Consider the following 15,671-nt stretch of genomic DNA (forward strand, 5'->3'; position numbering starts at 1 on the left):
ATTATTAATTGTTTTTAAGGTGGTGTTTTTTTAATTGAATTTTATAGAATGCATCAGTATAAGATAACATCTTATCAAACTACAAGTATTACAGTCTCTTTTTTGCTTACAATAAACTTATAATTTTCTCAAAATTCCTTAATTTCGCGACTCGATTAGAATATTGATACTATGAGCGCTAACTTTCCTGAATATAAAGGACTTGACTTACCAAAAGTTGCAGAAGACATCCTCAACTATTGGCAAGAGAATGACATCTTTGAAAAAAGTATCTCTACTAGAGAAGGCAATACACCATTTGTCTTTTTTGAAGGGCCTCCGTCTGCCAACGGATTACCTGGAGTACACCACGTTTTAGCACGTGCTATCAAGGATATTTTTCCGCGATATAAAACCATGAAAGGTTACCAAGTGAAGCGTAAGGCGGGCTGGGATACTCATGGCTTACCTATAGAACTTGGTGTAGAAAAAGAACTCGGAATTACCAAAGAAGATATTGGTAAAACCATTTCTGTTGAAGATTATAATGCCGCTTGTCGTAAAGCTGTAATGCGCTATACAGACGTATGGAATGACCTCACCCAAAAAATGGGCTATTGGGTAAATATGGACGATCCGTATATTACTTATGACCCAAAATATATGGAAAGTGTTTGGTGGTTATTAAAGCAAATCTACGATAAGAGTTTACTCTACAAAGGCTATACCATACAACCGTACTCGCCAAAAGCAGGTACAGGATTAAGTTCGCATGAGCTTAATCAACCTGGAACATATCAGGATGTGACTGATACAACTGTAGTTGCTCAGTTTAAAGCAAATGCAAATACGTTGCCTGACTTTTTACAAGATGAAGGTGATATCTATTTCTTAGCTTGGACGACGACACCTTGGACATTACCTAGTAATACAGCTTTAACGGTTGGACCAAAGATTGATTATGTGTTGGTTGAAACCTATAATCAGTATACATTTCAGCCAATGAATGTGATTTTAGCTAAGAAATTGGTTAACTATCAATTCTCTGGAAAGTTCAATTTGGTAGAAAACAAGGCAGATTTATTAGCCTATAATTCGGGTGATAAGAAGATTCCATATTATGTTGTGAAAGAATTTAAAGGCACAGATTTAGTTGGAATTACTTACGAGCAATTATTACCGTACGCACTTCCTAATGACAATCCGGAAAATGCCTTTAGAGTGATTTCAGGAGATTTTGTAACGACCGAAGATGGTACAGGAATTGTACACACAGCACCAACTTTTGGAGCCGATGATGCCCTTGTTGCGAAGCAAGCTACACCAGAAGTACCACCATTATTAGTAAAAGACGAGAATGGTAATTTAGTGCCTTTAGTAGACTTACAAGGTCGTTTTAGACCAGAATTAGATGAGTTTGCTGGTAAATATGTAAAGAACGAATATTACAGTGATGGTGAAGCGCCAGAGCGCTCAGTTGATGTAGAACTTGCTATTAAATTAAAAGAAGAGAATAAAGCCTTTAAGGTTGAAAAATATAAACACAGTTATCCAAATTGTTGGCGTACTGATAAACCTATTTTATACTATCCGTTAGACTCTTGGTTTATCAAAGTGACAGATGTAAAAGATAGAATGCATGAGTTGAACAAAACCATTAATTGGAAACCTAAATCAACTGGTGAAGGGCGTTTTGGAAACTGGTTAGCAAATGCAAACGACTGGAATTTATCACGATCTAGATATTGGGGAATTCCGTTGCCAATTTGGAGAACCGAAGATGGTAAAGAAGAATTATGCATTGGCTCTGTTGCAGAGTTAAAATCTGAAATGGCAAAAGCCGTTCAAGCTGGGGTACTTTCAAAAGATATCTTCGAAGATTTTAAAGTTGGTGATTTTTCCGAAGAGAACTATGCTCATATTGATCTACATAAAAATATTGTTGATGAGATTATTTTAGTTTCTGAAAGCGGTCAACCTATGACCAGAGAAAGTGATTTAATTGATGTATGGTTTGATTCTGGTTCAATGCCTTATGCGCAATGGCACTATCCTTTTGAAAATAAGGAACTCATTGACGATAATAAGTCATTTCCTGCAGATTTTATCGCCGAAGGTGTCGATCAAACAAGAGGATGGTTCTATACATTACACGCTATTGGAACGATGGTATTCGATTCTGTAGCGTATAAAAATGTGGTGTCTAACGGATTGGTATTAGATAAGAACGGACAAAAAATGTCTAAACGACTTGGTAATGCAACCGATCCTTTTGAAACCCTAGGTAAATATGGTGCCGATGCAACACGTTGGTATATGATTATGAATGCCAATCCATGGGATAATTTAAAGTTTGATTTGGATGGTATCGAAGAAGTGAGACGTAAGTTTTTTGGAACCCTTTATAACACATATTCGTTCTTTACATTATATACAAATTTAGATAAATTCACCTATAGTGAAGCCGATATTCCATTGGCAGAAAGACCTGAAATTGATCGTTGGATTTTATCAGAGTTACATACATTGATTCAGAAGGTAGACGATTATTATGCCGAGTATGAGCCAACTAAAGCAGCAAGAGCTATTTCAGATTTTACACAAGATTACTTAAGTAATTGGTATGTGCGTTTAAGTAGAAGACGTTTCTGGAAAGGCGATTATCAATCTGATAAAATTTCGGCATATCAAACATTATATACATGTATGGAGACCATTGCAAAGTTGGGAGCGCCAATAGCACCTTTCTTTATGGATCGTTTATATATGGATCTTAATTCGGTAACACAAAAAGAGACATTCGAGAGTGTGCATTTAGCAGAATTTCCAAAATACGATGCGTCTTATGTTGATAAGAGCCTAGAACGTAAAATGGAAAGTGCTCAAACAATTTCTTCTCTTGTATTGTCGTTAAGAGCTAAAGAAAAGATAAAAGTAAGACAGCCGTTACAGAAAATTATGATTCCTATTGACAGTCAAACTCAAAAGGATGAAATTTTAGCGGTTTCAGATTTAATCAAGTCTGAAGTTAATGTTAAAGACGTTGAGGTTTTAGAAGATGCTTCAGATATATTAGTGAAACAGATTAAGCCAAACTTTAAAGTTTTAGGACCTCGTTTTGGTCAGGATATGAAGGCTGTTGCTCAGGTAGTTAACGGATTTACAGCAGAAGATATCAAAAAAATCGAGCAAAACGGCGTTTTAAACGTTGAAGTTAATGGAAAAAACATTACTTTAGAACAATCTGATGTTGAGATTACCTCTAAGGATATAGAAGGATGGCTTGTGGCAAGTTCAGGAGCATTAACCGTAGCCTTAGACGTTACTCTAACAGAAGATTTGAAAAAAGAAGGTATTGCTAGAGAGCTAGTCAATAGAATTCAAAATTTAAGAAAAGATTCTGGTTTTGAACTCACTGATAGAATTGCAGTACAGTTTAAAAAAGACGAACAAATTATTAACGCAATAAACACAAATTTAGAGTATATAAAAACCGAAACTTTAACCGAAAAATTAGAGATTTTAGATGACTTAAATAATGGTATAGAAATTGCTTTCGATGATGTAAATACCAAATTGTTTATTAAAAAAATGTAGAAATTATGCCTGATAAAATAAGATATTCAGATAAGGATTTAAACGAGTTCAAAGGACTTATTCAAGAAAAAATAGATAAGGCGCAACATGATTTAGAATTGATTAAAAGTGCCTATATGAACGATCATAATAATGGTACTGATGATACATCACCAACCTTTAAGGCGTTTGACGAAGGTAGTGCTGTTATGAGCAAGGAGTCAAATTCCCAGTTGGCAATTAGACAAGAAAAATTTATTCGCGATTTAAAAAATGCGCTAATTCGTATTGAAAATAAAACCTATGGTATTTGTCGTGTAACAGGGAAGCTAATAAACAAAAAACGTTTAGAATTAGTACCGCATGCTACGTTGAGCATTGAAGCTAAGAATATGCAAAAATAAATAGCATAAACTATAAATAAAACGTCTCATTCGAGGCGTTTTTTTATATATAACAATTGTATGGCCTCATTAACGTTAACAATAATAATACTATTTTTGTGATGCCTAAACCTAAGCAATGTCTTTAAAAAAAGCCACTTTACTTATCGTAATTATTTTACTTATTGACCAGATAAGTAAATTCTATATTAAAACACATTTTGCACTCAATGATAAATTAGAAATATTTAGCTGGTTTCAAATTGCATTTGTAGAGAATGAAGGTATGGCTTGGGGAACAAAAATTAGCGATTTTATTCCTTCAATTTCTGATAGAACGGCAAAAGTTTGTTTGACTGTTTTTAGAATTTTAGCCGTTATCGGAATAGGGTATTGGCTCAAAAAATCTATAATGAATAAGAACTCAAGAATTTTGATTTTTGCTATTGCTCTTATTCTGGCTGGCGCATTAGGGAATATTATTGACTCTGTATTCTACGGTGTGATTTTTGATTCCAGTCACGGTCAAATTGCTACTTTTATGCCAGAACAGGGTTATGACTCTTTATTTCATGGTCATGTGGTAGATATGCTTCACTTTCCTATGTGGAGTGGTGTATTACCAGATTGGATTCCGTTTTATGGAGGGCAATATTTTACCTTTTTTGATCCAGTTTTTAATATTGCAGATATGGCCATTAGTACAGGTATTGGGATATTAATTTTCTTTAATAAACGCGCTTTTAAATCTTGAGCCCCTTGAAATCACTGGAAGTTTGAGTTCTTGAGAAAGATTCTAATGAGGTGTCATCAAAACAAATTGAAATACTTCTTCTAAAAAATATTATATACACGCAACCTTTTTACAAAGCAAGAGTCTAGTAAGTGTAACGCTTATAATATTAACGGTTTTCGTTGTATTTCTCTAAAGTATGGTTGTTTAATTATGTCATTTTTATTATCTGAATGTAGGTTAAAGAAAAGAAAGATGGAGCTTCTTTTTAAAAAAGTAGTGCCTCTTATTTTCGTGCTTTTTTCTTCTTTGGTGTGTTCTCAGAATGAAGCGAATATTTGGTATTTTGGTAAATATGCAGGACTAGATTTTAATAATGGAAGTCCAATTCCTTTGTCTAATAGTCAAATGAATGCTCGAGAAGGTAGTGCAGTGATGTCTGATTTTGAGGGTAATTTGTTGTTTTATACAGATGGTATTACAGTGTGGAATAGAGCACACGACATAATGTTTAATGGAGAAGGTTTAAATGGTGGTTTAAGTAGTTTTCAATCGGCTATTATAGTACCTAACCCAGAAGACACAAATATCTATTATATTTTTACCATCGATCATGAAACTGAACCTAATGGCCTGCAGTACTCTGAAGTTAATATGACGCTAGATGATGGACTTGGTGGCGTAACATCAGTAAAAAATATTTTTTTACACAGCCCAACCCCAGAAATGATTACTGCCACTAAAAGTTCAACGTCTAATGAATATTGGATAGTGAGTCATAAATGGGATGCCAATGAGTTTATAAGTTATAATGTTTCAGGTGCAGGAGTAAATCATACTCCCGTAATTAGTCCAGGTGGAGCAAATATTGGAGCAAATGATCATTCTAATGCTTTTCAAGGATCAATGAAAATCTCTCCTGATGGTACTAAATTAGCAATAGGTAGTGTGCATTTAGCACTTCAGTTATTTGATTTTGATGCCTCAACAGGAGCGGTTTCTAACCCTATTACATTAGATAGTGACGACATTTATAGTGGCATTGAGTTTTCTCCAAATAGTAAGGTACTATACTCCGTAGCAAATAGCTTTATATATCAGTACAATTTACAAGCGCAGCCTACATCTGGTATTATTAGCTCTAAGTTTCAACTTAATACAGATCAATTCATGTATTTTGGTGCTCAATTGGCTCCAGATGGTAAAATCTATATCGCCAATAGAGATAGTCCATATCTTTCAGTTATAGAATATCCAAATAATTTAGGTGGAATAGGTGCTAATTTCATAAGTGATCATTTATATTTAAATGGAGCAATCTGTAAGGAAGGACTCCCTAATTTTGTACCAACATTTTTTTTAGATCGTATTCGATTTGACCCAGCTTGTTTTGGTTCAAGTACGCAGTTTTCTTTAACAAATAATAGAGCGTTTGACACCATTATTTGGAACTTTGATGACTCAGCCTCAGGTGCTAATAATATATCAACAGATGTGACGCCTTCGCATGTTTTTTCTGCACCAGGAACTTACGAAGTTTCCGTTAACCTAATTAATGGTACTCAAACTTTATCGTTATACCAAACCGTCATCATATATGATACTCCTGTAGCACATCACGCAGAGGATTTATATGTTTGCTATGGCCAAGACATTGATCTAAGTATTCAAAATACATCTATTCTAAACGGACAGTCACCAACCGCAACTACCCTTACATATCACTTATCACAAATTGAGGCTGACAATAATACCAATCCTATTGACACTAGTTTTGTAAACACTTCAAATCCGCAAATTATATACGCTAGATTAGAACTTACAGGTTTTCCATATTGCTATGATACGACATCGTTTCAAGTCAACGAAGTGGGTGATTTTTCTTCTTTATCAATGGCAGACACGTGGTATTTGTGCGAAGATGGTAGTGTAGAAATTATTGCAGATGATGGATATGATAGCTATTTGTGGTCAACGGGAGAAATAAGCTCATCAATTATAGTAGATGCTCTAGGTAACTACACGGTAACTGTTTCAAATAATTATGGAGATGTTATTTGCAATACAATGAAAACTGTAACAGTCATTGCCTCTAATGAAGCAACCATAACAGAAATAGAAACAATAGATTTAACAAACGGAACGAATGCAATTATCGTTAATGTTGAAGGTAATGGAGATTACGAATATTCTATAGATGGATTTGTTTTTCAGGACTCTAATACGTTTACCAATCTTAGCGCATATGACTATACTGTTTATGTAAGGGATAAACGAGGTTGTGGAATAGTGTCAGAATCAGTCTATCTCTTAGGATATCAAAAATATTTCACACCAAATGGGGATGGGTATCATGATACTTGGCAAATTATTAATGGATTTAGAGAGCCAATAAATAAGATATTTATTTTTAATCGATATGGTAAACTCTTAAAAGAGCTAAGTGCTACTGACATTGGCTGGGATGGCACTTTTAATGGGACGAAAATGTTAAGCAGTGATTATTGGTTTGTACTTGAAAGACAAAACGGGAAGCGATATTCTGGGCACTTTACCTTGAAACGTTAAGTTATTTAAAAAGTGAAAATAGTATCGGCTGTCACGCAATAATCCAACCTAATATCATCTGGTGCAGTTTCAAAAACCTCAGTTTCAGCATCAAAAAAAGACAAGCCTATTTTAATCGTTTCAGGTTTACATTTGGCTAAAAATCTGTCGTAAAACCCTTTGCCATAACCAACACGATTGCCTAATCTATCAAAAGCTAATAACGGAATAAAGACGACATCAATTTGAGAAGTATCAATAGGAATACCGTTTATTGGTTCAGGAATATTCCATTCATTTTTTTTAATTTTTGTGTTATCGGTAAGTAAATAATGAGACATTTCTAGGGTAGAAAAATCACTTTTAGAGATTACTATATGTTTGTCTTTACCAGCAAGAATGTTTAAAATATATGCAGTATTTACTTCCTTATGTTCTTCAATAGACAAGAAAATGTGATAGAAATTAAAGTCCCAAATAGTCAAGGTAAGAAGTTGATTTGCAATTTGTAAACTTCGCTCCTCTATGTGTTCTTCTGAAAGTGTCTTCCGAAGTAATTTATATGTTTTTCGCAATTCGGCCTTAGTCATTCTTTAAAGCTGTTGAAATATGAAAAATAGCGTCCCCTTGATAAATAATTGGCGATTCGTTAATATTAAAGATATAGCCATCATTTGGTGCTTTGACGAAGTGATTAAAACTTCCATAAGGATCTGTAATATGACCAATAACATCTCCCTTAGAAACATGTGCGTTAATTTTCACTGAAGACTTAAACATTCCAGAGTAGTTAGCACGAATCCACTTACTGTTTGAAATAAATACACATGATTTTTTAGGCTCAGAAACCTTAAACTTGCTACTAAGCATATCTAGATGATTCAATACGCGCTTTGCACCATTAACACCAGTATTGGTAATAGTATTATCAATATTGAAGGACTTTCCTCCTTCAAAGAGTAAAACAGGAATGCCTAATTTGTAGCAGGTATTTCGAAACGATTTATTGAGGTTTTTAGAGTATAGAACAAAAGGAGCGCCAAATACTTGGGCTAGTTTTTTTAGATTCTTTTCACCTTTAATGATTCTTACCTGAGCAGCATTGAAGCGATCGGCTCCACCAGTGTGAAAATCCATTACCAAATCTGCATGAGGTAAAATTTCAGTGACTAATTTGAAGGCAACTCTACTGGCTAACGATCCTCCTTTTATTCCTGGAAATACGCGATTCAAATCACGACCATCAGGAAATTCACGATCCATATGTATAAACCCGAAAACATTAATAACAGGAACACAAATAATGGTTCCTCTTTTCGGTTTGTTAATCCCTTTAGCAATAATTTGCCTAACAATTTCAACGCCGTTAACTTCATCTCCATGAATACCAGCCGTAATTAAAACTGTAGGTCCAGGTTTTTTAGAACGCTCAATAATTACCGGAACATCAATGGTGTTTTGTGTATGGAGTTTAGCCACATTGAAGCTAACTGTTTTACTTTTTCCTAAGGCAACATTTTCGCCTAAAATTTCTAATATGTCTTTGTCGCTCATTTATTTTCTATTACGTTCTATAAACGTGATGATGGCTCTAGCAATATTTTTTCCTGTTGCAGTTTCTATCCCTTCCAATCCTGGTGTAGAATTTACTTCTAATAGTAAAGGGCCACGTCCAGATTGCAACATGTCAACACCACAAACGGGTAATTTCAATGCTCTTGAAGCATTCATTGCTACGCGTAATTCATCGGTATTTAATTTTATGATGGAGGCAGTTCCACCACGATGTAAGTTTGATCTAAACTCACCTTCTTTTCCTTGCCTTTTCATTGCGCCAACTACTTGTCCGTCAACAACAAGTGCTCTAATATCTGCGCCTTTAGCTTCTTTAATATATTCTTGTACAATCACTCTAGCTTGGAGCCCATTAAATGCTTCCAAAACAGATTCTGCGGCATTTTTAGTTTCGGCTAATACAACTCCTAAACCTTGAGTACCCTCTAGAAGTTTGATAATTACAGGAGTTCCTCCAACATGCTCAATAACTTCTTCAACATCTCTAGAATAGTTAGTAAATACCGTTTTTGGCATCCCAATTCCTGCTTTGCTTAAGCGTTGCAGGCTTCTTAATTTATCTCGAGATCGCAATATTGCATCTGAAGTAACAATTGTAAAAACGCCCATCATTTCAAACTGTCGTACCAAAGCGCAACCATAAAAAGTAACTGAAGCACCAATTCGAGGTATGATAGCATCTACATAATCTAAATAACGATCTTTATAGTAGATGGTTGGCTTCTCTTTTTCAATAATAATATCGCATTTAAGAGGGTCTATAACCTCCATCTCGTGACCTCGATTTTCACCTTCTTTCACCAAACGTTGCGTAGAATATAACTGCGGATTTCTGGATAAAATAACAATATTCATAAGAGGTGTTTATAGTGTTTGACTTTTCGCATCAATCAAACTCAATTTACTATGTTGCAATATACTAAAATAGGTTAGTATTTAATTTTTACAGTAGGAGCTTTTCATTTACCTTTGAGTAATGCAAAAGCCTACATTAGAGATACAATTAAAAACCTTGCCTCACCAACCTGGTGTCTATCAATATTTTGATGCCGATGATAATTTGATTTATGTAGGAAAAGCTAAAAACATCAAGAAACGTGTGAGTTCGTACTTCACAAAAACTCACGATAATGGAAAAACGAGAGTTTTAGTAAAGAAAATAGCTAGCGTAAAACATATTGTTGTTGAAACAGAAACAGATGCTTTATTATTAGAAAATAATCTTATTAAGAAATACAAACCGCGTTATAATGTATTGCTTAAAGATGACAAATCATATCCATGGATTTGTATTAAAAAAGAACGTTTCCCAAGAGTGTTTTCAACGCGTCGCGTGTATAAAGATGGTTCGGAGTATTTTGGACCTTATACAAGCATGAAAACGGTTCATACCTTACTCGATTTAATTAAAGGACTATATCCATTACGAACGTGCAATTTTAATCTTTCTAAAGAAAAAATTGAAGCTGGTAAATATAAAGTCTGTTTAGAATATCACTTAGGAAATTGTAAAGGACCATGTGAAAACTTACAAACTGAAGAAGACTACAATAATAGTATTGTGGCCATACGAGAGATTTTAAAAGGAAATTTTAAAGATTCGCTGTCTCAATTTAAGTCCCAAATGAAACGGTTGGCTCAAGATATGCAGTTTGAAGATGCTCAACGCATTAAAGAAAAGATTGAGGTTTTAGAGAATTACCAAGCTAAGTCAACCATTGTAAATCCTAAAATTAGTAATGTTGATGTGTTTAGTATAATGAGTGATGAAAGCTATGCTTACATTAACTTTTTGCAATTATCTTATGGCAGCATAATTAGGTCACATACCTTAGAAATAAAAAAGAAATTAGACGAAACAGACAAAGAACTGTTGGAGTTATCGATTACTGAAATACGACAGCGATTTAACTCTAAATCTAAAGAGATTTATGTGCCATTTAAAGTTGATTTGGGAGATGAGATTAAAGTGACTGTCCCTAAATTGGGAGATAAGAAACACATTTTAGATTTATCGCTTAGAAATGCCAAGTATTATCGCATGGAACGTTTTAAGCAAGTAAAGATTATAGACCCAGATCGTCATGCTAATCGTATTATGGGCCAAATGAAATCTGATTTGCGTTTATCTGAAGAGCCTAGACATATTGAATGCTTTGATAATTCAAATATACAAGGAACCCACCCTGTTGCTGCCTGTGTAGTATTTAGAGATGGGAAACCAAGTAAAAAAGACTATAGACATTTTAATATCAAAACAGTTGAAGGTCCAGATGATTTCGCATCGATGGAAGAAGTTGTGTTTAGACGCTATAAGCGTTTACTGGATGAGAAACAATCCTTACCTCAACTTATCATTATTGATGGAGGAAAAGGGCAACTATCTTCGGCTTTAAAAAGTTTAGATGCCTTAAAATTAAGAGATAAAATTGCCATCATCGGAATTGCAAAACGTTTGGAAGAATTATTTTATCCAGATGACCCAATTCCGTTATATTTAGATAAAAAAAGCGAAACGCTTAAAATTATTCAACAATTAAGAAACGAAGCACATCGATTTGGTATTGAACATCACCGAAATCGTCGAAGTAAGAGTGCGCTTACAACAGAGCTCGAAACTATTCCTGGAATAGGAGAGCAAACGGTTGTAGCATTAATGAAGAAATTTAAGTCGGTAAAGCGCATTTCCGAAGCAAAAAAAGAAGATTTAGAAAAAGTTGTTGGTGTATCTAGAGCTCAAAAAATTATAGATTATTACAGTAAAAAGTGAAAAACATACTTGTTATCATATTCGTATTAGGTTTAGCGTTTTCAATGAAAGCACAAACTCACAATGAAACAGATAAACCAAAGATTGGTTTAGTGTTAAGTGGAGGTGGAGCCAAAGGGTTCGCTCATATTGGAGCGCTTAAAGTGATTGATAGTTTGGGTATAAAAGTAGATTATGTTGCTGGAACAAGTATGGGAGCAATAGTAGGGTCGCTGTACTGTGCTGGTTATTCGGGAAAGCAACTAGATTCTATTTTTGGAAGTCTAGATTTTGATAAAGTTATCAATGATAATTTACCACGATCGGCAAAGAATTTTTATGAACGAAATAATACCGAAAAATATGCCATAGCACTCCCTTTTAACAAGTTTAAATTAAAGTTGCCATCGGCCTTGTCGAGAGGGCAAAATGTTTTTAATTTGTTATCTAAGCTAACACTTCATGTTAGTGAAATTGACGATTTTGATAATTTACCAATCCCATTTTTTTGTATTGCTACAAATGTGGAAACTGGAGAGCCAGTTATGCTCGATTCAGGAAATTTGCCACTTAATGTTACAGCGAGTGGAGCATTTCCGTCATTGTTTCAACCCGTAAATATTGATGGTCGATTACTTATTGATGGAGGGGTTGTAAACAATTATCCAATAGATGAACTTAGGGCAAAAGGAATGGATATCATAATAGGTGTCGACGTTCAAGATGGATTGGCCACACGAGAGGAGATGACCTCGGCTCCAGATGTACTTCTTCAAATCAATAATTTTAGAACAATTAATGATATGAAGTTGAAATCTAAAAAGACAGATATTTATATCAAACCCGATATTAAAGGTTTTTCGGTAGTCTCATTTAGTGAAGGAAAGAAAATTATTGAAAATGGAGAGGTAGCTGCTTTAGCACAATTAGAAGCACTGTCTACATTACCAAAAATGAGTTCGGAAGATAAAACAAAACAAGTTCGTGTAGTTAACAAGGATAGTATTCGCATTAATGATATCTATTTGAGTGGAAATAGTCAATATACACGCTCTTATATACTCGGAAAATTAAAGATAAAAGGAAATGAGAAGGTAAGCTATTCAGATTTTGATAGAGGCGTAAATAACCTTGTGGCTACAAATAATTTTGATGCCTTTCAGTATGATTTTAAAAAATCACCAAATAAAGAAGGCTATGATCTTAATGCTAAACTTGAAGAGAGTAGAGTATCTACGTTTTTAAAATTGGGTATACATTTTGACGATTTATATAAAAGTGCAGCTTTGGTTAATTTCACAAAGAAACGTTTGCTTTTTGACAATGATATGGCTTCACTTGATGTCATTTTGGGTGATAATGTGCGGTATAATTTTGAGTATCTTATTGATAAAGGATTTTACTGGAGTATAGGTATAAAGTCAAGATATAATCAATTTAAAAAAAGTATTAATGCCGAATTATTGCTAGATGACGCTCAAATAACGGCTACAGGAATAAATAAACTAGAAGTTAAATTACGAGATCAAACAAATCAGTTTTATTTGCAAACACTGTTTAGAAAAGATTTCGCGCTTAGCATTGGTGCCGAACATAAACGTCTAAATATTAAATCTGAAACTATAACAATAGATACCGAAACAGATGAGTTTGTCTTTGAGAATACAGATTATTTTAGTGTTTTTGGATCATTGAAATTGGATACTTATGATAATAAATATTATCCGTCAAATGGTATTTTTTTTAGTGGTAACTTTCATTCATACCTCTTTGCATCAAACTTTAATAAAGAATTTGACCGTTTTGCAATTGCTAAGGCCGAAATTGGATATGCTTTTAGCTTTTCAGATAAAATGAGTGTTAATCTTCAAACGAGTGGCGGTTTTAAACTAGGAGATAATTCTACGCAGACCTTAGATTTTGCCCTTGGTGGTTATGGCAATGACCTCATTAATAATTTTATTCCGTTTTTAGGGTATGACTTTATTTCGTTAACTGGAAATAGTTATGTAAAAGCATACGCGTGTCTAGATTATGAGGTGTTTAATAAAAATCACATAACACTAGAAGCCAATTGGGCCAATATGGATAATGATATTTTTGAATCGGGAGAATGGTTTACACTACCAGATTTTAGAGGTTATGGCGTGGGCTACGGAATTGAAACATTTTTAGGGCCAATCCAAGCTAAATTTAGTTATTCTCCAGAGCTACGTAAAAGTATTTGGTACTTTAATATTGGTTTTTGGTTTTAGAATATTAAGAATTTTCACGATATTTGAAACATGTCAAATCTATTCTTTAAAGATTTATTAAATTATCTTCATTTTCTTATCAAGAGAAATCCTGAATAAGCACACATATTTGTATCTTTATGTCAAGTCAAAATGTTTGAGACTTAGTAAACTCAAACCTTTAATTTCAACTATTTAATATAAATACGTATGCCTTTTTATCATAAATTAGGAAAAATTCCACCTAAACGCCACACCCAATTTCGAAAAGAAGATGGTAGCTTATATGCCGAACAATTATTTGGCACCATTGGCTTTGATGGGATGTCCACTAACAGTTATCACGAACAAAGACCAACACAGGTAAAAGCAATAAATAAACAGTACAGTGTTGCTCCAAAAATTGCAAAAGCAAATCACATACAATCATATCGTTTTAAAGGGTTTCAAGTCAAACCTGAAAACGATTATTTAGAGAGCAGAAAAGCAGTTTTAACAAATAGTGATTGTACAATTATTTTAGCGGCTCCAAAGCATTCTACTAGAGAGTACTTTTATAAAAACTCTGATGCTGATGAACTCATTTTTGTGCATAAAGGAACTGGGAAACTACGCACGCACCTTGGGAATTTAGATTTTAAGTATGGAGATTATCTTGTAGTACCAAGAGGAATTATTTACAAAATGGATTTCGATACCGAAGACAACCGGTTGTTTATTGTAGAATCTCGTAGGCCAATTTATACGCCTAAGCGCTATAGAAATTGGTTTGGGCAATTGTTAGAGCATTCACCTTTTTGTGAACGTGATTTACGTCAACCGCAAGAGCTTGAAACGTATAATGAAACGGGAGATTTTTTAATTAAAGTTAAAAAACAAGATGATATTTTTGAAATGGTTTATGGATCTCATCCCTTTGATGTGGTAGGATATGACGGTTTTAATTATCCATATGCTTTTTCTATTCATGACTTTGAACCTATAACAGGTCGCATTCATCAGCCACCTCCTGTGCATCAAACCTTTGAGACAGATGCTTTTGTTGTGTGTAGTTTTGTGCCACGTTTATATGATTATCATCCAGATGCTATTCCAGCGCCTTACAATCATAGCAATATAGACAGTGATGAGGTGTTGTATTATGTTGATGGTGATTTTATGAGTAGAAATGACATAGATGCAGGTCATATTAGCTTACATCCAGCCGGTATTCCTCATGGTCCTCATCCAGGAGCTACAGAACGTAGTATAGGAAAGGTCAAAACAGATGAATTGGCTGTTATGGTAGATACGTTTAAACCATTACAAGTTACTGAAGAGGCTTTAAAAATAGCAGACGAAGATTATTTTAAATCTTGGTTAGAACACTAAAAAAGAGAATATGTCTTATAATAAATTACCCGCAGATCCAACTGCATTAATTTTAGGAATTGGAGCTATTTTAATTGGTTTTGCTGGTTGTTGTTGCTATGGTGTTTTTGCGATTGTACCGCTTGCACTAGGTATTATTGGGTTAGTTATTGCGAACAAGAGTTTGAAAGCATTTGAGCAAGACCCAGAAGCTTATAATCATCAAAGTAGAAGTAACGTGGCGACGGCAAAAATATTAAACATAATAGCTATTGCGTTTAATGCAGTGGTTTTACTGTTCTTTGTTGCAGCTGTTACATTTTTTGGAACCCTGTCTTCGCAAGATTTCTATGAAGAAATATTAAAACAACGTAATACAGACGATTTCGAATATGAATGGGAAAATGATACAATATATGATTATGAAGAAGATGATTACTATGAAATAGAAAGCGACTCGATTAATATAGATTCGATACAAATAAAAAATGAAAAACTAAATACGGCTAAAACCGCTCAAGATAGTTTAATTAACTAATAACAAT

At 34.1% G+C, this 15,671-nt stretch carries 11 protein-coding genes; 8 read left to right on the forward strand and 3 right to left on the reverse strand.

Annotation, left to right across the window (positions count from 1 at the left end; genetic code table 11):
- The first annotated feature begins 171 nt into the window (after positions 1 to 171).
- The 4 genes from ileS to Q0893_RS04450 all read left to right on the forward strand — a co-directional run bounded on the left by ileS (position 172) and on the right by Q0893_RS04450 (position 7,239).
- Positions 172 to 3,576, forward strand: a complete 3,405-nt coding sequence (gene ileS / locus Q0893_RS04435; protein WP_299272768.1) for an isoleucine--tRNA ligase — start codon at positions 172 to 174, stop codon at positions 3,574 to 3,576.
- Between the two features lie 5 nt (positions 3,577 to 3,581).
- Complete coding sequence (locus Q0893_RS04440) at positions 3,582 to 3,959, forward strand: TraR/DksA C4-type zinc finger protein (protein WP_298900787.1); 378 nt, start codon at positions 3,582 to 3,584, stop codon at positions 3,957 to 3,959.
- 118 nt (positions 3,960 to 4,077) lie between these two features.
- Positions 4,078 to 4,692 carry a lipoprotein signal peptidase gene (locus Q0893_RS04445; RefSeq protein ID WP_298900786.1) on the forward strand — a complete coding sequence of 205 codons (615 nt, stop codon included), beginning with the start codon at positions 4,078 to 4,080 and terminating at the stop codon, positions 4,690 to 4,692.
- A 234-nt stretch (positions 4,693 to 4,926) separates the two neighbouring features.
- The gene (locus tag Q0893_RS04450; RefSeq protein ID WP_299272771.1) at positions 4,927 to 7,239 is read left to right on the forward strand and encodes a T9SS type B sorting domain-containing protein; all 2,313 of its coding nucleotides are present in this window, start codon (positions 4,927 to 4,929) and stop codon (positions 7,237 to 7,239) included.
- A gap of 5 nt (positions 7,240 to 7,244) precedes the next feature.
- Here Q0893_RS04450 and Q0893_RS04455 read toward each other — a convergent pair whose 3' ends face one another.
- From Q0893_RS04455 to rimK, 3 genes are read right to left on the reverse strand one after another with little or no spacing between them, the layout of a single operon-like run.
- Positions 7,245 to 7,808, reverse strand: coding sequence for a 5-formyltetrahydrofolate cyclo-ligase (locus tag Q0893_RS04455; RefSeq protein WP_298900784.1), 564 nt, complete (start codon positions 7,806 to 7,808; stop codon positions 7,245 to 7,247).
- Entirely contained in the window at positions 7,801 to 8,772 is a 972-nt protein-coding gene (locus Q0893_RS04460; RefSeq protein ID WP_298900783.1) for a succinylglutamate desuccinylase/aspartoacylase family protein, read from the reverse strand. Before Q0893_RS04460 ends, Q0893_RS04455 begins: the two co-directional genes overlap by 8 nt.
- Entirely contained in the window at positions 8,773 to 9,648 is an 876-nt protein-coding gene (gene rimK / locus Q0893_RS04465) for a 30S ribosomal protein S6--L-glutamate ligase (protein WP_299272773.1), read from the reverse strand. It lies immediately after the preceding gene.
- A gap of 121 nt (positions 9,649 to 9,769) precedes the next feature.
- Here rimK and uvrC point away from each other — a divergent pair, with 121 nt between their 5' ends.
- From uvrC to Q0893_RS04485, 4 genes are all read left to right on the forward strand, one after another.
- A complete protein-coding gene (uvrC, locus tag Q0893_RS04470) occupies positions 9,770 to 11,563 on the forward strand; it encodes an excinuclease ABC subunit UvrC (RefSeq protein ID WP_298900781.1) in 1,794 nt (597 codons plus the stop codon).
- A complete protein-coding gene (locus Q0893_RS04475) occupies positions 11,560 to 13,797 on the forward strand; it encodes a patatin-like phospholipase family protein (RefSeq protein ID WP_366915872.1) in 2,238 nt (745 codons plus the stop codon). The genes uvrC and Q0893_RS04475 overlap by 4 nt, the downstream gene beginning before the upstream one ends.
- A gap of 189 nt (positions 13,798 to 13,986) precedes the next feature.
- Positions 13,987 to 15,147 carry a homogentisate 1,2-dioxygenase gene (locus Q0893_RS04480; protein ID WP_299272776.1) on the forward strand — a complete coding sequence of 387 codons (1,161 nt, stop codon included), beginning with the start codon at positions 13,987 to 13,989 and terminating at the stop codon, positions 15,145 to 15,147.
- A 10-nt stretch (positions 15,148 to 15,157) separates the two neighbouring features.
- Positions 15,158 to 15,664 carry a CCC motif membrane protein gene (locus Q0893_RS04485; RefSeq protein WP_298900778.1) on the forward strand — a complete coding sequence of 169 codons (507 nt, stop codon included), beginning with the start codon at positions 15,158 to 15,160 and terminating at the stop codon, positions 15,662 to 15,664.
- Positions 15,665 to 15,671 lie beyond the last annotated feature (7 nt).

Source organism: uncultured Psychroserpens sp. (assembly GCF_947494225.1).
GTDB lineage: Bacteria > Bacteroidota > Bacteroidia > Flavobacteriales > Flavobacteriaceae > Psychroserpens.

Bases quoted from the DNA above. Each gene is read 5' to 3' on its own strand.
- ileS (WP_299272768.1), top strand. From the start codon at position 172: ATGAGCGCTAACTTTCCTGAATATAAAGGACTTGACTTACCAAAAGTT.
- Q0893_RS04440 (WP_298900787.1), top strand. From the start codon at position 3,582: ATGCCTGATAAAATAAGATATTCAGATAAGGATTTAAACGAGTTCAAA.
- Q0893_RS04445 (WP_298900786.1), top strand. From the start codon at position 4,078: ATGTCTTTAAAAAAAGCCACTTTACTTATCGTAATTATTTTACTTATT.
- Q0893_RS04450 (WP_299272771.1), top strand. From the start codon at position 4,927: ATGGAGCTTCTTTTTAAAAAAGTAGTGCCTCTTATTTTCGTGCTTTTT.
- Q0893_RS04455 (WP_298900784.1), bottom strand. From the start codon at position 7,808: ATGACTAAGGCCGAATTGCGAAAAACATATAAATTACTTCGGAAGACA.
- Q0893_RS04460 (WP_298900783.1), bottom strand. From the start codon at position 8,772: ATGAGCGACAAAGACATATTAGAAATTTTAGGCGAAAATGTTGCCTTA.
- rimK (WP_299272773.1), bottom strand. From the start codon at position 9,648: ATGAATATTGTTATTTTATCCAGAAATCCGCAGTTATATTCTACGCAA.
- uvrC (WP_298900781.1), top strand. From the start codon at position 9,770: ATGCAAAAGCCTACATTAGAGATACAATTAAAAACCTTGCCTCACCAA.
- Q0893_RS04480 (WP_299272776.1), top strand. From the start codon at position 13,987: ATGCCTTTTTATCATAAATTAGGAAAAATTCCACCTAAACGCCACACC.
- Q0893_RS04485 (WP_298900778.1), top strand. From the start codon at position 15,158: ATGTCTTATAATAAATTACCCGCAGATCCAACTGCATTAATTTTAGGA.